This is a genomic window from Streptomyces sp. Q6 (assembly GCF_036967205.1).
In the GTDB taxonomy this organism is placed as follows: Bacteria; Actinomycetota; Actinomycetes; order Streptomycetales; family Streptomycetaceae; genus Streptomyces; species Streptomyces citrinus.
On sequence record NZ_CP146022.1, the window covers coordinates 7,106,360 to 7,125,767 of the forward strand.

Here is a 19,408-nt window from a genome sequence, read left to right on the forward strand (position 1 = left end):
AAAGCACCCCATGAGCCGTACCAGAACCAGAGCGGGCACCGCCCTGCTCGCCGCACTCGTCCTCTCCGGCGCCGCCTGCGTGGGCACCGCCGCCGCGCTGCCCGCCGACCTCGGCGCCGCCGCTGCCGCCACCGGCTGCACCGTCGACTACAAGGTCCAGAACCAGTGGGACACCGGCTTCACCACCGCCGTCACCGTCACCAACAACGGCGCGGCGACCACCAGTTGGAACCTGACCTGGTCCTTCGCGGGCAACCAGAAGGTCAGCAGCGGCTGGAACGCCGACATCTCCCAGTCCGGCACCGCCGTCACCGCCAAGAGCCTCTCGTACAACGGCGCCCTCGCCACCGGCGGCTCCACCTCCTTCGGCTTCAACGGCACGTACAGCGGTAGCAACGCGCTGCCCACCACGTTCAAGCTGAACGGCGTCACCTGCAACGAGGACACCACTCCGCCGGACCCCGACCCCGATCCGGACCCGACGGGCCGCGTCGACAACCCGTACGCGGGCGCCAAGGTGTACGTGAACCCGGAGTGGGCCGCGAAGGCCAAGGCCGAACCCGGCGGCGACCGCGTCGCGAACCAGCCCACCGGCGTCTGGCTCGACCGCATCGCCGCGATCGACGGCGTCGGTGACGGCATGGGCCTGCGCGACCACCTCGACGCCGCCCTCACCCAGAAGGGCAGCGGCGAAGAAGTCGTCCAGCTCGTCGTCTACGACCTCCCCGGCCGCGACTGCGCCGCGCTCGCCTCCAACGGTGAACTCGGCCCCACCGACATCGACAAGTACAAGAGCGACTTCATCGACCCGATCGCCGCGATCCTCGCCGACCCCAAGTACGCGGCCCTGCGCATCGTCACGACGATCGAGATCGACTCGCTGCCCAACCTCGTCACCAACGTCAGCGGCCGCCCCACGGCCACCCCCAACTGCGACGTGATGAAGGCGAACGGCAACTACCAGAAGGGCGTCGGCTACGCCCTCGACAAGCTCGGTGACATCCCGAACGTCTACAACTACATCGACGCGGGCCACCACGGCTGGCTCGGCTGGGACGACAACTTCGGCGCCTCCGCCGAGCTGTTCAAGACCACCGCGTCCAGCAACGGCGCCAAGCTCTCCGACGTCCACGGCTTCATCGTGAACACGGCCAACTACAGCGCCCTCAAGGAGAACAACTTCGCGATCGGCGACACGGTCGCCGGCAAGTCCGTGCGCGAGTCGAAGTGGGTGGACTGGAACCGCTACACGGACGAGCTCTCGTACGCCCAGGCCATGCGCACCAAGCTCGTCTCGCTCGGCTTCGACCAGAACCTCGGCATGCTGATCGACACCTCCCGCAACGGCTGGGGCGGCACCGCCCGGCCCACGGGTCCGGGGGCCACGACCGATGTCGACACGTACGTGGACGGCGGGCGCTACGACCGCCGCATCCACCTCGGCAACTGGTGCAACCAGAGCGGAGCCGGCCTCGGTGAGCGGCCGCAGGCCAACCCCGCCACCGGCATCGACGCCTACGTGTGGATGAAGCCGCCGGGTGAGTCCGACGGTTCGAGCACCGCCATCGACAACGACGAGGGCAAGGGCTTCGACCGCATGTGCGACCCGACGTACACGGGCAACCCGCGCAACAACAACCACCTGTCCGGGGCGCTGCCGAACGCGCCGGTGTCCGGGCACTGGTTCTCCGCCCAGTTCCAGGAACTGATGAAGAACGCGTACCCGGCGCTGTAACCGGGACCGTCCGGCCCCCGCACCCGCGGGGGCCGGGCGTGCGCGCCGGATCACCTGCGGTGGCCTGCCGGGTCGCCTCGGGCAACAGGGGTCCCGACCACAGAGGACCACCCGTCTTTGCGGAAACAGCAAGGCGGCTTGCTTGTGTGTGCGATGCCGCGCACCCTGGAGAACGCGCGACGGCAGGCACGGCACAGGCATGAAGGACGGCGATCAGGCGATGGCACACGGCCACGAAGAGCACGGGCAGCACCAGCAGCACGAGCAGGACGGACACGGTCACCAGGGAGGCCACGGTCGGCAGGGGGCGGCCCACGGCCACCACCACGACCACACGGACCTGGACTGGGTCGCCCTGATCCCGCACCTGGAGAGCAACGCCGAGGTCTACCGGCCGCTCTACACCCAGGCCCTGGACTGGCTGCGCGCCGAGCGCCCCGCGGGCACCGGCCTGATCGTCGACGCGGGCAGCGGTCCCGGCGCCGTCTCGCGTCAGCTCGCCACCGCGTTCCCCGACGCCCGCGTGATCGCGGCGGACCCGGAGGAGAAGCTGCTCACCCGCGCCGCCGAGCGCGCCGCGGAGGCCGGCCTCGGCGACCGGATCAGCACACTGCGCGTCGAACTCCCGGACGCCATCGACGCGTTGCCGTCGGCCGACCTCATCTGGGCCGCCCGCTCCCTGCACCACGTCGGCGACCAGCGGGCCGCGGTCGCCGCGCTGGCCGGCCGGCTCGCCCCCGGCGGCACCCTCGCGCTCGTCGAGGGCGGCCTGCCGTGGCGCTGCCTGCCCCGTGACTTCGGCCTCGGCCGCCCCGGACTCCAGGCGCGCGCCGACGCGCTGGAGGAGGACTGGTTCGCCGCGATGCGCGCGTCGCTGCCGGGCGCCGAGCCGGACACCGAGGACTGGGCGGAGCTCCTGACGGACGCGGGCCTGACCGGCGCGACCAGCCGCACCTTCCTCCTCGACCTGCCCGCACCGCTGGCGCCCGACGCCCGCGACCTGGTGGTGGAGCTGTGGACCCGGCGCCGGGAAGCGGCCGCCGAGGTCATGGCCGCCGACGACCTCGCCACCCTGGACCGCCTCCTCGACCCGGCCGACCTGCGGAGCCTGCACCGGCGGGCCGACCTGTTCCTGCTCCTCGCCCACACGGTGCACACCGCGGTGAAGCCCGCCTAGCCTTTCGCGCCGGTTCCGCGCGGTGCGGCCCGAACTCGCCCAGCACGTACTGGAGTTGCGCGGGCGTGAGGGCCGGATCGGGCGGCTCCGCCGTCCCCGGCGCGGCCCGAGAAAGGGCCACCGCCGCGGACGTACCCGCGACGGTGGCCCCACAGCTACGGACGGATCACACCACGTCGAACGTGGCCGGGTCCGGGCCGAGCCGGCGGTCCTCGTTGAGCGCGCTGATCGCGCCGAGGTCCTCGGGGTCCAGCTCGAAGCCGTACACGTCGATGTTCTCCTTGATCCGGGACGGGGTCACGGACTTGGGGATCACGACGTTGCCGAGCTGGACGTGCCAGCGCAGGACGACCTGGGCCGGGGTGCGGCCGTGCTTCTGGGCGATGGCGATGATCGCCGGGACCTCCAGGAGGCCCTTGCCCTGGCCGAGCGGTGACCAGGCCTCGGTCGCGATGCCGAGCTCCGCGTGCTTCTCGCGGGAGGCGTGCTGCTGGAGGTGCGGGTGGAGCTCGATCTGGTTCACCGCGGGGATGATGTTCGTCTCCGAGGTGAGACGGTCCAGGTGCTCCGGGAGGAAGTTCGAGACGCCGATGGCGCGGGCGCGGCCGTCGGCGTGGATCTTCTCGAACGCCTTGTACGTGTCCACGTACGTGTCCTTGGACGGCAGCGGCCAGTGGATCAGGTACAGGTCCACGTAGTCCAGGCCCAGCTTGGCCAGCGAGGTGTCGAACGCGCGCAGCGTGGCGTCGTAGCCCTGGTCGGCGTTCCACAGCTTCGTCGTGACGAAGAGCTCCTCGCGGGGCAGGCCGGCCGCGGCGACGGCCTTGCCGGTGCCCTCTTCGTTGCCGTAGATGGCGGCGGTGTCGATGCTGCGGTACCCGGCCTCCAGTGCCGTCGCGACGGCCTTCTCGGCCTCGTCGTCCGGCACCTGCCACACACCGAAGCCGAGCTGCGGCATCTCGACGCCGTTGTTCAGGATGATCGGGGGAACCTTGCTCACGAGGTGTCGGTCCTTTAACTCGTCGGTTGGTACTCCCATGGTCAACGATCACGGAAGTACGCGCATTCCTGTGGGCGGATTCTCGATTCCAGCATGCCAGCCACGGGACGGACGCGTGGGGAACGTGGGACAACCGCACGAGAGTCAGGTATGTGAACCCTGTGCCGGGGGCTGGGCGGCCGCGGTGCCCAGGTACGCCTCCCGAACCCGGTCGTCCGCCCGCACCTCCTCCGGGGTTCCCTCGGCGAGGACCCGGCCCAGGTCGAGGACCACGACCCGGGAGCACAGCTCCATCACGAACGCCACGTTGTGCTCGACGAGCAGCACCGCGCACCCGTCCTCCTCGGCGAGCTGCCGCACCACCGCCGCGAGCCGGGCCCGCTCCTCGGCCGCCATGCCCGATGCGGGCTCGTCGAGGAGCAGGACGCGCGGGCGGTCGGCCGCCGCCCGCGCCAGTTCCACCATGCGCGCCCGGCCCACCGGCAGCGTGCCCGCGTAGGCGGGGAGAGGTCGTCGAGGCCGCAGGAGCGCAGCAGCTCGCCCGCCCGGTCGGCGTCCGCGCCGCCGCGCCGCCACTCCTGCGCGACCAGCAGGTTGTCCGCCACCGTGAGCTGGCCGAAGAGCTGCTGGCGCTGGAACGTGCGGCGCATCCCGTGCCGGGCCCGCCACACCGGCGAGCGGCGGGTGATGTCCGTGCCGTCGAGCAGGACGCGGCCGGTGTCCGGGCGCCGGATGCCCGAGACGACGTCGAAGAAGGTCGTCTTGCCCGCGCCGTTCGGCCCGATCAGGCCGCACACCTCGCCCGCCGCGAGGCGCAGCCCCACCCCGTCCAGGGCCCGCACCCCGCCGAACCGCACCCCGACGGCCTCCGCCTCCAGTACGTGGGTCATGCCCGGCCCGCCTCCTCCGCCCGGCCCGCGGCCGGCGCCATGCCCAGATACGCGTCCGTGAGCCGCCGCTCCTCGACCTGGTCGCGCGGCCCGCACCACGTCACCCGGCCCTGCGCGAGGTACGCCACGGTGTCGGCGACGCCGAGGATCTCGGACGCCTTCTCCTCGACGAGCAGCAACCCCGTGCCCGCGTCGCGGAGTTCGGCCAGGAGCCGGTACACCTCGTCGACGACGCGGGGCGCAAGACCGAGCGACGGCTCGTCCGCGATCAGGACGCGCGGCGGGCTGTGCAGCAGCGGGGCGAGCGCGAGGAGCTGCTGCTCGCCGCCCGAGAGCGAACCGGCCGGGACTCCCCGGCGGGCGGCGAGCCCGGCGAAGCGCTCGTACACCGCCGACCGGTCCGCCGTGAGCGGGAGGTGCAGGGCGAGGTTCTCGTCGACCGTGAGGGAGGGGAAGATACCCCGGCCCTCGGGGGCGAGGACCACCCCGGACCGCGCCCGGCGGACCGCGCCCTCGCGGCCCACCGCCTCCCCGGCGACGTACACCTGTCCCTGGAGCGGTGCCATGAGCCCGGCCGCCACCTTGCACGTCGTGGACTTCCCGGCGCCGTTCGGTCCGAGCAGCGCGACGATCTCGCCGGGGCGGACCGTGAGGTCGACACCGAGCAGGACGGGCGCGCCGTCGTATCCGGCCTGGACGGCGGCGAGTTGGAGCGCTGCCCCGGACTCGGGCGGCGGCACGGTGCCGGGTGCGACGGCGGTGACGGTGGCCGCCCTGCGGCGGTGCCTGCGGACCGAGAACGCGGCGCAGTACCCGTCGGGGTCGTTGGCGAGGGCGAGTCCCGCGAGGCCGAAGAGGATCACCGGGAGCTGGACCGACTCCGTCACGTAGTCGCTGACGAGGTGCGGTACGACCGCGAAGGTCAGGCCCGCGACCACCGCGAACTGCGGACGCCGCACCCCCGCCGCGACCACCACCGCGAGCCAGATCAGACCGGTCATCGCCGTGAAGTCCGTCGCGGTGATCCGGGTGTTGTACGACGCGTACATCACGCCGCCGAACCCGGCGAGCCCCGCGGAGACGGTGAACAGCAGCAGCTTCGTGCGGACGACGGAGACGCCGGACGCCATCGCCGCGGCCGGCGCCGAACGCACCGCCAGCATCGCCCGCCCGGCCCGCGACCCGCGCAGCGCGCCGAGCGCCGCCACCCCGGCGACACACAGCACGACCATGGCCACGCCCATCGCCCGGTCGTCGCCGAGATCGACGGGCCCGAACACGGGGCGCGGGATCTCCCACCCGGTGTCGCCGTTCCTCAACCAGCCCATCTGGAAGAGGACCTGGTCGGCGAGGAAGGCCAGCGCGAGTGTCGCGAGGGCGAGCGAGCGCCCGCCGAGCCGCAGCGCCGGAAGCGCCACCAGGGCGCCGAGGGCCGCCGCCGCGCACGTCCCGGCCAGCGCCGCCCCGAGGAACGGCCACCCGTGGCTCATCAGCAGCCCGGCCACCAGGGCCGCGCCCGTCACGAACGTCGCCTGCGCGAGGGACACCATCGCGCCGAGCCCGGTCACCACGGTGAACGACAGGAACACCAGGGAGATCGCGAGGCCCTGGGCGAGGATCCCGCTCCAGAACGGTGTCGTGACCGTGTAGAAGGCCGTCGCCGTCAGGGCCGCCGCCACCACCCACGGGCCCCACCGGCGCAGCCACGACCGGCCCGCCAGATAGTCGACCGGCGGCGCGTCGGCCGCTGCCGTGCCCGCCGTGCGCTGCCGCCGGGTGAGCAGCACGAGCCCGGCGAACAGGATCAGGAACGGCACCGCCGTACGGAACCCGGTGATCCGCTCGGCGAACGACGCGTACCCGGCGACCAGGTTCTGGAGCACCCCGAGCCCGAGCCCGCCCGCGAACGCGAGCGGGATCGACAGGAACCGGCCGAGCACCGCGGCCGTCGCCGACACGAACAGGAACAGCGTGAAGTCGTGCGAGGACAGGCCGAGCAGGGGAGTGGCGAGCACCCCGGCCAGGCCCGCGAGGGCCGACGACATCATCCACGCCACCGACGAGAGCCGGTCCGCGCTCATCCCGCGCAACTCCACCAGCGAACGGTTGTCGACCGCGGCCCGCAGCTTCAGGCCGAGTGCCGTGTGGCGCAGCACGATCCACAGACCGAGCGCGACCACGGCGGTCGTCACCCAGGTGATCAGCTGGTCGGAGTCGATGCCGACACCGTCCATCAGCTGCCAGTTCTTCGCCGGACTCGGCCCGACGCCCGGCAGCCCGAACTGGTTCTCCGCGGGCAGGAGGGGCGCCCCCGCGTCGTCCAGGAGCTCCACCACCCACAGCCCGAGAGCGGGCAGCGCGACGAGCAGCCCGATCGTCGCCACGATCTGCGCGCTCTCCCCGACCCGGGCCAGCTTCCGGAACATCAGCCGGTCGAGCCCCCATCCCAGCAGGGGCGCCACGACCAGGACCAGGAGCAGCGCCGTGGGCACGGCTGGCCAGCCGAAGCCCGAGTGGAGTTCGTAGAAGGCGAGGGCGCACAGGAACGCGGTCGCGCCGTGGGCGAAGTTGAACAGCCCGGAGGCCGAGTAGGACAGCACGAGACCGGTCGCGAGCAGGGCGTACAGCGCGCCCGACACCAGACCGCTCAGGACGAAGGCGAGAAGGTCGGCCATCTCAACACCCCTTCGGGCAGACCTACTTGAAGGGAATCGGGTCGTAGCACTTGAACGGTGACGACACCCGGTACGACCCGCCCTTGAGCTGCACGAGGGCCCCGCAGCCGAACGACTCCCGCTGCCCGCGCGGCAGTTCACGGTCGCCGACCATCGTCCCCTTGTCGGAGAATCCGTCCGCCGCGGCCTGGAAGGACTTCACCGTGAGCTCCTCGCCCGCCTTGTCGGCGATGGCGAGGAACAGGTCGGCACTCATGTATCCGGTCATCATGTGCATGTTGAGCGGGACATCCTTGCCGCCCGCGGCCTTCTTGATGTCCGCCTTGAACTGCTCCATGTCCGGTGTCTTCGACTCGAACGGAGCGAAGGAGAGCAGCACCTGCACCCCGTCGAGCGCCTGCTTCGTCGCGCTCTTGGCGAGCAGCCCCGGGTCGTAGTCGGTCGGATCGGTCAGCACACCCTTGAACCCGGTGCGCTTGACGGCCGTGAACAGGCCGATGTTGTACGGGGTCTGCATGACGGACACGACCACGTCGGGCGCCTTGCCGCCGTCGCTGCGCAGCAGTTCCTTCGTGTACGCGGACCAGTCGCTCGGCACGGACGTCGCGGGCACGGAGGCCTTGGCGTACGTCACCTTGTAGCCGGCGGAGGCGAACGACTGCTTGTAGGTGCGGATGGCGAAGGTGCCCGCGTCGTTGTCGTTGGCGAGGATCGCGACCGACTTGCCCTGCGAGCCGTCCGTGACGTTCTTGAGCCCCTCCGGCCAGGTCTGCGAGATGGTGCCGCCGGGCATCGGCACCATGCAGCCGCCGTATCCGTAGATGTACGTCGGGCCGCAGAACGACGGCAGCGTGCCCCAGCCGAACGTCGGCACCGCCTGCTTCTGGAGGAAGTCCGCCCCGGAGAACGTCACCGAGCTCATCGGCGCGATCGCGAACACCTTGTCCTGCTGGACGAGTTTGCGGGCCGCGGCCAGGTTCTTCGCCGGGTCCTGCCCGTCGTCCTCCGCGCCCAGGTAGTCGATCTTCCGGCCGTTGACGCCGCCCTCGGCGTTGGCGCGGTCGAAGCGGGCCCGCGCGCCCAGGTCGGTGTCCTTCTTGCTGTATCCGCTCGCCGTGGTCATGGAGACGATGCCGCCGACCTTGATCGAGTCGTCGGTCACGCCGCGGACCGAACTTCCCTTGTTGGAAGGTGAGTTGTCGGTGGCCGTGGAGTTGCAGGCGGTGGCGAGCAGGAGCGCCGCCACGGTGGCGGTGATGGCGCGGATCGGTCGCGACACGGTCGGGCCCCCTCCGTCGAAGTGAGGGTGATTCTGTGTGCGACCTGACGAACCGTCAATAACTGACGCATCGGTAATTGATGAACCGTCAGAAACCGCGCCCGTGCCGGAGCGAGGGACCTCAGGGCCCGTAGAGCGCGTCCACCTCCGCCGAGTACGCCGCCTCGATCGCCTTCCGCTTCAGCTTCAGGGACGGCGTGAGCAGCCCGTGCTCCTCGGTGAACTGGTGGGCCAGGATGCGGAACGTACGGATCGACTCCGCCTGCGAGACCAGCGTGTTGGCGGCCACCACCGCGCGGCGCACCTCCATCTCCAGATCCGGGTCGCGCACCAGGTCGGCCGGGTTCATCAGCTGCTTGCCGCGCATGCCGAGCCAGTGCGCGACGGCCTCCGAGTCGAGGGTGACGAGCGCCGCGATGTACGGGCGGTCGTTGCCGACCACGATGCACTGCGCGACCAGCGGATGATCGCGGACCCGCTCCTCCAGTTGCTGCGGCGAGACGCTCTTGCCGCCGGACGTCACCAGGATCTCCTTCTTGCGCCCGGTGATCGTGAGATAGCCGTCCTCGTCGAGCGCGCCCAGGTCGCCGGTGGCGAGCCAGCCGTCGTGCAGGGTGGCGTCGGTGGCCTTCGGGTCGTTGAGATAGCCCTGGAAGACGTTGTCGCCGTACAGCCACACCTCGCCGTCGTCCGCGATGTGCACCGACGTGCCGGGGATCGCCTTGCCGACCGTGCCGTAGCGGGTCTGCTCGGGCGGGTTCGCGGTGGCGGCGGCCGTCGACTCGGTCAGCCCGTAGCCCTCGTAGATCGCGACGCCCGCTCCGGCGAAGAACAGGCCGAGCCGCCGGTCCATACCACTGCCGCCGGACATCGCCTGGCGCACCTTGCCGCCCATCGCCTCGCGCACCTTCGAGTACACGAGCTTGTCGAAGAGCGAGTGCTGCATGCGCAGCGACGCGGACGGTCCGGGTCCCGTGCCGAACGCCTTCGCCTCCTGGGCGTCCGCGTACTTCACCGCGCACTCCACGGCCTTGTCGAAGGGGCCCGCCCTGCCGTCGTTCTCGGCCTTCCGGCGGGCCGCGTTGAAGACCTTCTCGAAGATGTACGGCACCGCGAGGATGAACGTCGGCCGGAACGCCTGGAGGTCGGGCAGCAGCGCCGCCGCGTTGAGCTGCGGCTGGTGGGCCAGCTTCACTCCGCCGCGCACCGCCGCCACCTGCACCATCCGCCCGAAGACATGGGCCAGCGGCAGGAAGAGCAGCGTCGACGCCTCGTGGTCGCGCTTGGAGGAGAACACCGGCGCCCAGCGCGTCACCATCGTGTCGGCCTCGAACATGAAGTTCGCGTGTGTGATCACGCAGCCCTTGGGGCGGCCCGTCGTGCCGGAGGTGTAGATGACCGTGGCGACGGACTCCGGGGTGACCGCGCGGCGGTGCCGGTGGACCGTCTCGTCGTCGACGTGCGTGCCGGCCCGGGTGACCTCGTCGACCGCGCCGCCGTCCAACTGCCACAGCCGGCGCAGATGGGGCAGCCGGTCGATGACCGTGGCCACCGTCATCGCGTGGTCCTCGTGCTCCACGATCGCGGCCGACACCTGGGCGTCGTAGAGCATCCAGAAGACCTGCTCGGCGGACGACGTGGGATAGATCGGGACGACCTGGGCGCCCACGGTCCACAGCGCGAAGTCGAACAGCGTCCACTCGTAGCGCGTACGGGACATGATCGCGACGCGGTCGCCGAACCGGATGCCCTCGGCGAGCAGGCCCTTGGCGAGCGCCAGGACCTCGTCGCGGAACTGGGCCGACGTGACGTCCTGCCAGCGGTCCTGTCGGTCCTTGCGCCCGAAGGCGATGTGGTCGGGATCCTCCAGGGCATGGTCGAAGACGGCGTCGGCCAGGCCGCCCACCGGCGGCGCCGTCACCAGTGGGGGGTTGGTGAACTCGCGCAAAGTTGCTCCTTGTGGCGCTGCTCCGCACAGCGTCGGTGACGGTACCCGACCGGGCGTCCCGGCGGGAGGGGGTTCAACTCGCCGGTAGCGCGCGGAATATGCACAGGTCAGCCGTTTAAATGCGGCCACAAGGGAAGCGGCGGGACAGAATACTTACGCTTCAGTAAGTTTCGGTGGCGTAATCTCCCACCGCTCTTCACTCTTCCTTGCCGGTGTGTCGTTCGTCTCCACGGAATCTGTACGGGGAGGTCACCGCGGCGCGTCGACCAGATTTTTGGGCGGAGTGGTCGGTTCCGCAACGGGCGCCTGCGCGGACCGTACCAGGACGGGCACCGGGAAGCCCGCGACGAGCGCCACACGATCGGGCGCGACCGAGGCCGAGTTCATCGCCGTGTGCGAAGGCCGTGTGAAGGTCCCGCTCCGGGGGCCGCCTCGTACGGGGGCGGACGCGTTCTGGGGTGCCGCCGCCCGGGGAGTGCCGCGTTCCGGGGTGCCACTGCCTGGGGCGGACGTGTTCCGGGGTGCCGCCGCGCCCGACGACTGCCGCGTTCCGGGGGTGCCACCGCCAGGGACGGACGGGCTCCGGGTCGCCGCCGCGCCCGACGACTGCCGCGTTCCGGGGTGCCACTGCCCGGCGGCGGACGCGTTCCGGGTGCTACCGCGCCCCGGAACGGACGCGCTTCAGGGCGTCGCCGCGCACGACGACTGCGTGCCCCGGTGTGCCCCGGCCCAGGCCGGCCGTCCGTCGCCCCTCCCGCGCACCGCGGTCACCGCAAGCGGTCGCCGCCCGCCAGGATCGCCTGTGCCAGCGCCCGCGCGGGCCCGCCCTCGTCCCGGCCCCCGATCCCCGCAGCACGAAGTCGACCTCCCCAGCTCCGGCAGGCCCACCCGGTCGGGGACCCGCACCAGCCCCGGCGGGACGAGTCCGCGGGAGTGCGCCATCACGCCGAGCCCGGCGCGCGCGGCCGCGATCAGCCCGTTCAGGGAGCCGCTCGTGCAGGCGATCCGCCAGGCCCGGCCGTGCCGCTCCAGGGCTTCCAGGGCCAGCGCGCGCGAGATCCCCGGGGGCGGGTACACGATCAGCGGCACCGGCCGCTCCGCGTCGAGCCGCAGCCGCTCGGACCCGATCCACACCAGCCGGTCGTGCCAGACGGACTCCCCGCGTGGATCCTCGGGGCGCCGCTTGGCGAGGACCAGGTCGAGCTTGCCCGCGTCCACCTGCTCGTGCAGCGTCCCGGACAGCTCGACCGTCAACTCCAGGTCCACTTCCGGGTGCTCGGCCCGGAACGCCTCCAGGATCTCCGGCAGCCGCGTGAGGACGAAGTCCTCCGACGCCCCGAACCGCAGCCGGCCGCGCAGCCGCGTCCCCGTGAAGAACGACGCGGCCTGCTCGTGCACCTCCAGGATCCGTCGCGCGAATCCGAGCATCGCCTCCCCGTCCTCCGTCAGGTCCACGGAGTGCGTGTCCCGCGTGAAGAGGGTGCGCCCGGCCGCGTCCTCCAGCCGCCGCACGTGCTGGCTCACCGTCGATTGCCGCAGGCCCAGGCGGCGCGCCGCCTGCGTGAAGCTCAGTGTCTGCGCGACGGCGAGGAACGTCCGCAACTGACCGGGGTCGTACATGCTACCGACCCTACTCCCGCTCATCACGGAACACGATGACAGTCAGAACGGTATGCAGGATTCCCGATCACGGTGATCAAGAGGACGATGGAGAGGGCACGACACGCCATGACCCGAACTGACAGCAATGAAGATCAAGGAACCAATGAAACGCCTGAGCTGGCCGTCCTGGATGCCGATCGACCCGTACATCCTCGCGTTGATCGGAACCGTCGGCCTCGCCGCGCTCCTGCCGGCCCGCGGCACCGCCGCGGACGTCGCCTCCGGCGCCTCGACCACGGCCGTCGCCTTCCTCTTCTTCCTCTACGGGGCCCGCCTGTCCACGCGTGAGGCGATGGACGGACTGCGGCACTGGCGCCTGCACGTCACCGTTCTCGTCTGCACCTTCGTCCTGTTCCCGCTGCTCGGCCTCGCGGCCCGCGGCCTGGTCCCGGTGCTCCTGCCGCAGAACCTCTACGAGGGTCTGCTCTTCCTCACCCTCGTCCCGTCGACCATCCAGTCGTCGATCGCGTTCACGTCGATCGCGCGCGGCAACGTCCCGGCGGCGATCTGCGCGGGCTCCTTCTCCTCCCTCGCCGGCATCGTCCTGACCCCGCTGCTCGCGGCGGCGCTCCTCGGCAACAGCGGCGGCGGCTTCTCCGCGGACTCGCTCGTGAAGATCGTGCTGCAACTGCTGGTGCCGTTCGTGGCGGGTCAGTTGCTGCGCCGCTGGATCGGCGGCTTCATCGCGCGCCACAAGAAGATCCTCGGGTACGTGGACCGCGGCTCGATCCTGCTCGTCGTCTACACCGCGTTCAGCGAGGGCATGGTCCAGGGCATCTGGCACCAGGTCAGCGCGGTCCGGCTCGCCGGGCTGCTCGTGGTCGAGGCCATGATCCTCGCGATCATGCTGGCGGCGACCTGGTACGGCGCCAAGGCGCTCGGCTTCGGCCGCGCGGACCGGATCGCGATCCAGTTCGCCGGTTCGAAGAAGTCCCTGGCGTCCGGGCTCCCCATGGCGAGCGTCCTGTTCGGCGCGCACGCCTCCCTCGCCGTGCTGCCGCTGATGCTCTTCCACCAGATGCAGCTGATGGTGTGCGCGGTCATCGCCAAGCGCCGCGCCAAGGACCCGCGGGAACCCGAGGTCACTCAGGACCCGCAGACCTCGCAGGACCCGCAGACCTCGCGGGGCCAGCGGAGCGCGTCGGACCCGCAGCGCGCGGACCTCACGTACGAGGCCCAAGGCGCACGGTCATGAACCGCGGTCGGTACAGCGCCACGTTCCGGCTGAGGTGCGCCTGCGCGGTGGCGGGCGTCGCGTCCAGCCAGTTGACGTCGTAGCTGAGCACCGTCCGCCCGTCCCCGCCCGCCGCCGGATGCGCCTGTGGGTTGTACGCGGCGACGGTGCCGTCGGGAAGCGCGGCCGTGAACGCCTTCGCGGGCCCGTGCCAGGGCCCCGTCGGTGAACACGCCCAGTACGAGACGACCTTCGTCAGCCCGGCCGTCCCCGCCGCCATCGTGAACAGGACGTACGTCCCCGCGTCCCGTACGACACTGAACGCGCTGCCCACACCGCGCCGCCGCCCGTCCCCGAGCACCGGCGCGGCCCGCTCCCCGGCGGCCTGCCACCGCTCGCCGTCCCAGTACTCCCAGGCCCGCACGTCGCCGAGGCGGCCGCGCGGCACCCGCGCCGCGTAGGCGCGGTGCACGGCGGCCTGGCCGTCGTCCCCGCCGAAGACGTACGTCCAGGCGCCCTCGTCCACGGCGGTCGTCCCGAACAGCACCCGCCGCGCCGGGTCCCGCACCTGCCGCTGGTCGAGGACCTGCGTGATCCCTTCGAGCCGCAGGGACGGCAGCGCCAGGGTCGCGACCTCGGTCGCCGTCGGCACCCCGTAGATGTACGGGCCGCTGCCCGCGGACCTGGTCCACAGCAGCACGCGGACGACTCGCCGGTCCGAGCCGGGCGAACGTGCCTCCACGCGCGCGGCGACCGGCCATCGCCACTCGCCGACCCCCGTGTCCGGGAACAGGGGCGCGGCGACGGTCCGCTCGATGCGGCCCGAACGGTCCATCAGGACGGCCGAGTTGCGCACGAACGGCGCGCTCGTGTCCCGCCAGGCGTACGGCTGCCCGTCGAGGTTGGGCGGCGGATGCACGGCCCCGGTGTACGTGTCGGAGAACAGCCAGAGCACCCGCCCGTCCGGCAGCCGCACCGAGTGCGTCCCGTCGCCCCCCGTCCAGTCGTCGGTCCGGGTGGAGTCGTCCCCGTAGCGGGCGAAGGCCGAGGTGAGCGACGCGTCGGGGGACGAGCCGGTCACCGTACGGGCACGGCAGCGCGCGTCGGCCTCCCGGTCGGGGAGGGCGACGAACACCACCAGTCCGCAGGCCAGGGCGATGAGGAGGACGACGAGGGGCGTGGGGCGGCGCCGGTCGGCGGCCGCGCGGCGCGCCGCGGCCTGCGCCCACCGGCCCGCGCGCGAACGCTCACGTCCCTTCACGCGACGCGACGTTAACGCCCTCCGCGCACACGGTCCATGGGCAACCACACCACAGGCTTCCCACCGGAGGTGACCCGTACCTCGTCGATCGCCCCCGCGAAGAACGCGCGACCGTCCATCCGCGGCCCACACGCACCCCGAACGGCGCGTTCCGGCTCACCGAGCCCGGCACGTCCGCCGCGCCGCCGACGACGGCACGTCCACCGAGTGCGTCAACTGCCGCTGACCACGCCGGAGTTCCAGCTGGTGCAGGGATCCGTCGTTGTACGCGGACGCGCTGCGCACTGACACGATCCGCGGAGCCGCCGTCCCGTCCCGCACGGTGATGAGCCCCCTGATCCGGTGCGACGCGGGTTCGCCGCGCGCCCACACCTGAGGCCGCGTCGTCCCGATGCCACCCATCACGGCAGCCGAGATTTCATGGGGAAGTCCAATGAATTCTGGGTACGCTGGCGCCATGCCCACCCCACCCTCCGGTCCCACCGCGCCGGCCACCATCCGTGACCTGCCCAGCTGGCTCCTGGGCCGGGCCGCCGCGCGGGGCCGCGCCCTCGTCGCGGACGCGCTCGCCGAGCAGGGCCTCAAGATGTGGCACCACGTGGTCCTCGGCGCGGTCGCCGACCTTCAGCCCGTCGCGCAGGCCGACCTCGTCCGCACCGTCCAGCTCGACCCCAAGGACATGGTCGGCGTGCTGAACGACCTTCAGGCGGCGGGCCTCGTCGAGCGCGCCCCCGACCCCAAGGACCGGCGCAAGAACGCGGTGACCATCACCGAGGAAGGCGCTCGCCTCGTCGAGACCTGCGCCCGCGTGGCGCGCGCCGCCAACGACGAACTCCTCGCCCCGCTCGCCCCGGACGAACGCGACCGGTTCCTGGAGATGCTCCGCCGCGTGGCGGAGCTCCCCGCCGACTGAGGCCCGTCAGCCCTGGTCGGCCGCCACCGGCTCGGTCTCCAGCGCGATCCGGTGCTCACCCGCGTACACGTTCATGGACGCGCCCCGCAGGAAGCCGACCAGCGTGAGCCCGGTCTCCGCGGCGAGGTCCACGGCCAGCGACGACGGGGCCGACACCGCCGCGAGCACCGGGATGCCCGCCATCACGGCCTTCTGCGCCAGCTCGAACGACGCACGCCCCGACACCAGCAGCACCGATCGCGACAGCGGCAGGTCACCGCTCTGGAGCGCCCGGCCGACGAGCTTGTCGACCGCGTTGTGGCGGCCCACGTCCTCCCTTATGTCGACGAGTCGACCCTCGTCGTCGAAGAGGGCGGCGGCGTGCAGGCCCCCGGTCCGGTCGAAGACCCGCTGCGCCTCGCGCAACCGGTCGGGGAGTGACGCGAGCAGGTCGAGCCCGAGGCGCACCGGGGGAGCGTCGTCGATCGGGAAGCGGGCCGTCGTGCGGACCGCGTCGAGGCTCGCTTTGCCGCACAGGCCGCAGGAGGAGGTCGTGTAGACGTTGCGTTCGAGGGTGATGTCGGGCATGAGGATGTCGGGTGTGGTGCGTACGTCGACGACGTTGTAGGTGTTGGAGCCGTCTTGTGTGGCGCCCGCGCAGTAGACGATGTTCTGGAGGTCGTCGGCGTGTGCGAGGACGCCCTCGCTGACCAGGAATCCGGCCGCGAGGGCGAAGTCGTCGCCCGGGGTGCGCATGGTGATGGCGAGCGGTTTGCCGTTCAGCCGGATCTCCAGCGGCTCCTCGGCGACGAGGGTGTCCGGCCGGGTCGAGACGCGGCCGTCCCTGATCCGGATGACCTTGCGCCGTTCCGTGACTCGTCCCATGTCCTGATCAGTCCCGGTTCTGTACGTGGCGGTTGTCGTGCGGCGGTCGTGCGCGACCTGCGGCCATTGTCCTGCACGAGGAGCGCGGAGTTGCGGCCGAGTCCCGGGACACTCCGCCCCCCTCGCATACGGTCGACGGATTCTGTGTGGAGTCCTGGCGGCGCCCTTCCCAACTCCCGCGCCGCTCCCTACCGTTCGGGATCATGAGCCCCCCCGTCGCACCAGCAGGCTGGAGCCGCTGGCTCGTCCCCCCAGCCGCCCTCTCGGTCCATCTCGCCATCGGCCAGGCCTACGCCTGGAGCGTCTTCAAACCCGCCCTCGAATCCGCCCTGAACCTGAGCGGCACCCAGAGCGCGCTGCCGTTCCAGCTCGGCATCGTGATGCTCGGCCTGTCCGCCGCGTTCGGCGGCACGCTCGTCGAGCGCAACGGCCCGCGCTGGGCGATGACCGTCGCCCTCGTCTGCTTCTCCTCGGGCTTCCTGATCTCCGCGCTCGGCGCGCTCACCGAACAGTTCTGGCTGATCGTGTTCGGCTACGGATTCATCGGCGGCATCGGCCTGGGCATCGGCTACATCTCCCCGGTCTCGACGCTGATCAAGTGGTTCCCCGACCGGCCCGGCATGGCCACCGGCATCGCCATCATGGGCTTCGGCGGCGGCGCGCTGATCGCGTCGCCGTGGAGCGCGCAGATGCTGGAGTCGTTCCCGCAGGGCAGCGGCGGCATCGCGCTGGCGTTCGCGGTGCACGGAATCGTCTACATGGTCTTCATGTCGCTCGGCGTGCTGCTCGTACGGGTGCCCGGCAAGCCCTCGGAGGCCCGCGGCACGCCGGCGGCGACCGCCACCGGCCCGCAGGTGTCGGCGCGACAGGCGATCCGCACCCCCCAGTTCTGGTGCCTCTGGGTCGTCCTGTGCATGAACGTGACCGCGGGCATCGGCATCCTGGAGAAGGCCGCGCCGATGATCACGGACTTCTTCGCGGACTCCAGTACTCCGGTCTCCGCCTCCGCCGCGGCGGGCTTCGTCGCACTCCTGAGCGCCGCGAACATGGCCGGACGCATCGGCTGGTCCTCCACCTCCGACCTCATCGGCCGCAAGAACGTCTACCGCCTCTACCTCGGCGTCGGCGCCCTGATGTACCTGCTCATCTCCCTCTACGGCGACGCCTCGAAGCCCCTCTTCGTGGTCTGCGCCCTCGTGATCCTCTCCTTCTACGGAGGCGGCTTCGCGACGATCCCCGCGTACCTGAAGGACCTTTTCGGCACGTACCAGGTCGGCGCGATCCACGGCCGGCTCCTCACCGCCTGGTCCACGGCCGGCGTCCTCGGCCCGCTCATCGTCAACCGCGTCGCCGACAGCCAGGAGGACGCGGGCAAGCACGGCTCGTCGCTCTACGGCCTGTCGCTCACGATCATGATCGGTCTGCTCGTCGTCGGCTTCGTCGCCAACGAACTCGTCCGCCCGGTCCACACCCGCCACCACCACGTCCCCGTCCCCAGGGAGCCCGCCGATGACACCCCCGCCCACGACCGCCGGCAATCCGCCTAGGCGCCGCGGCCTGATCGCCTTCGCCTGGCTGTGGGTCGGCGCGCCGCTCGCGTACGGCGTGTACGAACTGGTGCAAAAAGCAACACAGCTGTTTACCGGGTGATCGGGTAGAACTCTCCAACCAGGACGGCACAATCCTGTCGCTTTACGTCACCACATACTCGCTGGTCGCTGACCAGACTGGAGGATCCGCACTTCGTACGGCCCCGACGCACGGCGTCGGGGCCGTACGAGCCAGGCATTCGAGGGGACCTCCATGACCGGTTCGCGCATCGTCGGCATCGGCCACTATCAGCCCGCCAAGATCCTCACCAACGAGAACCTGGCCGGCATGGTCGACACCAACGACGAGTGGATCCGCTCCCGCGTCGGCATCCGCACCCGGCACATCGCAGGCCCCGACGAGCCCGTCGACGAGCTCGCCGCGCACGCCGCCGCCAAGGCCCTCGCGGCGGCGGGACTGACCGCCGACGCCATAGACCTGGTGGTCGTCGCCACGTCCACCGCCGTGGACCGCTCCCCGAACACCGCGGCCCGCGTCGCCCACCGCCTGGGCGTTCCGTCCCCGGCCGCTCTCGACCTGAACGTGGTGTGCGCCGGCTTCACGCACGCCCTCGCCACCGCCGACCACACGCTGCGCGCCGGTGCCGCCCGCCGCGCCCTGGTGATCGGCGCCGACAAGATGTCCGCCGTCACGGACTGGACCGACCGCTCCACCTGCGTCCTGGTCGGCGACGGCGCCGGGGCCGTGGTGGTCGAGCCGTGCGCCGACGACGAGGAGCCCGGCATCGGCCCCGTCCTGTGGGGCTCGGTCCCCGAGATGGGCAACGCGGTGCGCATCGAGGGCGAACCGGCCCGCTTCGCGCAGGAGGGCCAGTCCGTCTACCGCTGGGCCACCCGCTCGCTGCCCCCGCTCGCCCGGCAGGCCTGCGAGAAGGCGGGCCTGGTCCCCGCCGACCTCGCCGCCGTCGTCCTGCACCAGGCCAACCTGCGCATCATCGAGCCCCTCGCCGAGAAGATCGGCGCCGTCAACGCGGTCGTCGCCAAGGACGTCGTCGACTCCGGCAACACCTCGGCCGCGAGCGTGCCGATGGCGCTGTCCAAGCTGGTCGAGCGCGGTGAGATCGAGAGCGGGGAGCCCGCGCTGCTCTTCGGTTTCGGCGGAAACCTCTCGTACGCCGGTCAGGTCGTGCGCGTCCCGTAGGTGTGACGAGGCCAACTCGCCCTGGCGGTAGCGATTGTGCTCGGTAAACTGTATTCCAAAGCCAATCCGGTGTTCCGAT

Annotated in this window: 16 protein-coding genes and 1 pseudogene; 7 read left to right on the plus strand and 10 right to left on the minus strand. The window is 71.6% G+C overall.

The annotated features are described in order from the left end of the window. Positions 1–10: 10 nt before the first annotated feature. The gene (locus V2W30_RS32950) at positions 11–1,735 is read left to right on the plus strand and encodes a glycoside hydrolase family 6 protein (protein ID WP_338702204.1); all 1,725 of its coding nucleotides are present in this window, start codon (positions 11–13) and stop codon (positions 1,733–1,735) included. Positions 1,736–1,955: 220 nt separating this feature from the next. Beyond that, on the plus strand, positions 1,956–2,912 hold the full coding sequence (locus tag V2W30_RS32955) for a class I SAM-dependent methyltransferase (protein ID WP_338703852.1): 957 nt from the start codon (positions 1,956–1,958) through the stop codon (positions 2,910–2,912). A gap of 166 nt (positions 2,913–3,078) precedes the next feature. Here V2W30_RS32955 and V2W30_RS32960 read toward each other — a convergent pair whose 3' ends face one another. The 7 genes and pseudogenes from V2W30_RS32960 to V2W30_RS32985 all read right to left on the minus strand — a co-directional run bounded on the left by V2W30_RS32960 (position 3,079) and on the right by V2W30_RS32985 (position 12,324). Continuing rightward, positions 3,079–3,870, minus strand: coding sequence for an aldo/keto reductase (locus V2W30_RS32960; RefSeq protein WP_425244716.1), 792 nt, complete (start codon positions 3,868–3,870; stop codon positions 3,079–3,081). Between the two features lie 186 nt (positions 3,871–4,056). Then, entirely contained in the window at positions 4,057–4,239 is a 183-nt protein-coding gene (locus V2W30_RS41720; RefSeq protein WP_425244623.1) for a hypothetical protein, read from the minus strand. Then, positions 4,206–4,802 (minus strand): ATP-binding cassette domain-containing protein, encoded by a 597-nt coding sequence (locus V2W30_RS32965; protein WP_425244624.1) that lies wholly within the window; start codon positions 4,800–4,802, stop codon positions 4,206–4,208. Before V2W30_RS32965 ends, V2W30_RS41720 begins: the two co-directional genes overlap by 34 nt. Then, the gene (locus V2W30_RS32970; protein WP_338702209.1) at positions 4,799–7,477 is read right to left on the minus strand and encodes an ABC transporter permease subunit; all 2,679 of its coding nucleotides are present in this window, start codon (positions 7,475–7,477) and stop codon (positions 4,799–4,801) included. The genes V2W30_RS32965 and V2W30_RS32970 overlap by 4 nt, the downstream gene beginning before the upstream one ends. A gap of 22 nt (positions 7,478–7,499) precedes the next feature. Next, a complete protein-coding gene (locus tag V2W30_RS32975) occupies positions 7,500–8,756 on the minus strand; it encodes an ABC transporter substrate-binding protein (RefSeq protein ID WP_338702211.1) in 1,257 nt (418 codons plus the stop codon). 121 nt (positions 8,757–8,877) lie between these two features. After that, positions 8,878–10,704 carry a long-chain fatty acid--CoA ligase gene (locus tag V2W30_RS32980; RefSeq protein ID WP_338702213.1) on the minus strand — a complete coding sequence of 609 codons (1,827 nt, stop codon included), beginning with the start codon at positions 10,702–10,704 and terminating at the stop codon, positions 8,878–8,880. 767 nt (positions 10,705–11,471) lie between these two features. Continuing rightward, positions 11,472–12,324, minus strand: a pseudogene (locus V2W30_RS32985) (LysR substrate-binding domain-containing protein). Between the two features lie 145 nt (positions 12,325–12,469). Here V2W30_RS32985 and V2W30_RS32990 point away from each other — a divergent pair. Beyond that, positions 12,470–13,561, plus strand: a complete 1,092-nt coding sequence (locus V2W30_RS32990) for a bile acid:sodium symporter family protein (RefSeq protein ID WP_338702214.1) — start codon at positions 12,470–12,472, stop codon at positions 13,559–13,561. Here the strand turns inward: V2W30_RS32990 and V2W30_RS32995 are convergent. Further along, positions 13,530–14,801 carry a DUF4185 domain-containing protein gene (locus tag V2W30_RS32995; protein ID WP_425244625.1) on the minus strand — a complete coding sequence of 424 codons (1,272 nt, stop codon included), beginning with the start codon at positions 14,799–14,801 and terminating at the stop codon, positions 13,530–13,532. The genes V2W30_RS32990 and V2W30_RS32995 overlap by 32 nt on opposite strands. Before the next feature lie 156 nt (positions 14,802–14,957). After that, positions 14,958–15,203 (minus strand): hypothetical protein, encoded by a 246-nt coding sequence (locus tag V2W30_RS33000; RefSeq protein ID WP_338702215.1) that lies wholly within the window; start codon positions 15,201–15,203, stop codon positions 14,958–14,960. Positions 15,204–15,258: 55 nt separating this feature from the next. Between V2W30_RS33000 and V2W30_RS33005 the strand changes: the two genes are divergently transcribed. Continuing rightward, positions 15,259–15,714: a MarR family winged helix-turn-helix transcriptional regulator gene (locus tag V2W30_RS33005; RefSeq protein ID WP_338702216.1), complete on the plus strand. Its 456-nt coding sequence runs from the start codon at positions 15,259–15,261 to the stop codon at positions 15,712–15,714. Positions 15,715–15,720: 6 nt separating this feature from the next. Here V2W30_RS33005 and fdhD read toward each other — a convergent pair whose 3' ends face one another. Then, positions 15,721–16,578, minus strand: a complete 858-nt coding sequence (gene fdhD, locus V2W30_RS33010; protein ID WP_338702218.1) for a formate dehydrogenase accessory sulfurtransferase FdhD — start codon at positions 16,576–16,578, stop codon at positions 15,721–15,723. A 203-nt stretch (positions 16,579–16,781) separates the two neighbouring features. Here fdhD and V2W30_RS33015 point away from each other — a divergent pair, with 203 nt between their 5' ends. From V2W30_RS33015 to V2W30_RS33020, 3 genes are all read left to right on the plus strand, one after another. Continuing rightward, on the plus strand, positions 16,782–18,125 hold the full coding sequence (locus tag V2W30_RS33015; RefSeq protein ID WP_338702220.1) for an OFA family MFS transporter: 1,344 nt from the start codon (positions 16,782–16,784) through the stop codon (positions 18,123–18,125). Beyond that, positions 18,088–18,228, plus strand: a complete 141-nt coding sequence (locus V2W30_RS41725) for an MFS transporter small subunit (protein ID WP_425244626.1) — start codon at positions 18,088–18,090, stop codon at positions 18,226–18,228. The genes V2W30_RS33015 and V2W30_RS41725 overlap by 38 nt, the downstream gene beginning before the upstream one ends. A 153-nt stretch (positions 18,229–18,381) precedes the next feature. Then, on the plus strand, positions 18,382–19,329 hold the full coding sequence (locus V2W30_RS33020; protein ID WP_338702222.1) for a beta-ketoacyl-ACP synthase III: 948 nt from the start codon (positions 18,382–18,384) through the stop codon (positions 19,327–19,329). The last annotated feature ends 79 nt before the right edge of the window (positions 19,330–19,408 follow it).

Bases quoted from the DNA above. Each gene is read 5' to 3' on its own strand.
- V2W30_RS32950 (WP_338702204.1), top strand. From the start codon at position 11: ATGAGCCGTACCAGAACCAGAGCGGGCACCGCCCTGCTCGCCGCACTC.
- V2W30_RS32955 (WP_338703852.1), top strand. From the start codon at position 1,956: ATGGCACACGGCCACGAAGAGCACGGGCAGCACCAGCAGCACGAGCAG.
- V2W30_RS32960 (WP_425244716.1), bottom strand. From the start codon at position 3,870: ATGCCGCAGCTCGGCTTCGGTGTGTGGCAGGTGCCGGACGACGAGGCC.
- V2W30_RS32965 (WP_425244624.1), bottom strand. From the start codon at position 4,802: ATGACCCACGTACTGGAGGCGGAGGCCGTCGGGGTGCGGTTCGGCGGG.
- V2W30_RS32970 (WP_338702209.1), bottom strand. From the start codon at position 7,477: ATGGCCGACCTTCTCGCCTTCGTCCTGAGCGGTCTGGTGTCGGGCGCG.
- V2W30_RS32990 (WP_338702214.1), top strand. From the start codon at position 12,470: ATGAAACGCCTGAGCTGGCCGTCCTGGATGCCGATCGACCCGTACATC.
- V2W30_RS33000 (WP_338702215.1), bottom strand. From the start codon at position 15,203: ATGGGTGGCATCGGGACGACGCGGCCTCAGGTGTGGGCGCGCGGCGAA.
- V2W30_RS33005 (WP_338702216.1), top strand. From the start codon at position 15,259: ATGCCCACCCCACCCTCCGGTCCCACCGCGCCGGCCACCATCCGTGAC.
- fdhD (WP_338702218.1), bottom strand. From the start codon at position 16,578: ATGGGACGAGTCACGGAACGGCGCAAGGTCATCCGGATCAGGGACGGC.
- V2W30_RS33015 (WP_338702220.1), top strand. From the start codon at position 16,782: ATGAGCCCCCCCGTCGCACCAGCAGGCTGGAGCCGCTGGCTCGTCCCC.
- V2W30_RS41725 (WP_425244626.1), top strand. From the start codon at position 18,088: ATGACACCCCCGCCCACGACCGCCGGCAATCCGCCTAGGCGCCGCGGC.
- V2W30_RS33020 (WP_338702222.1), top strand. From the start codon at position 18,382: ATGACCGGTTCGCGCATCGTCGGCATCGGCCACTATCAGCCCGCCAAG.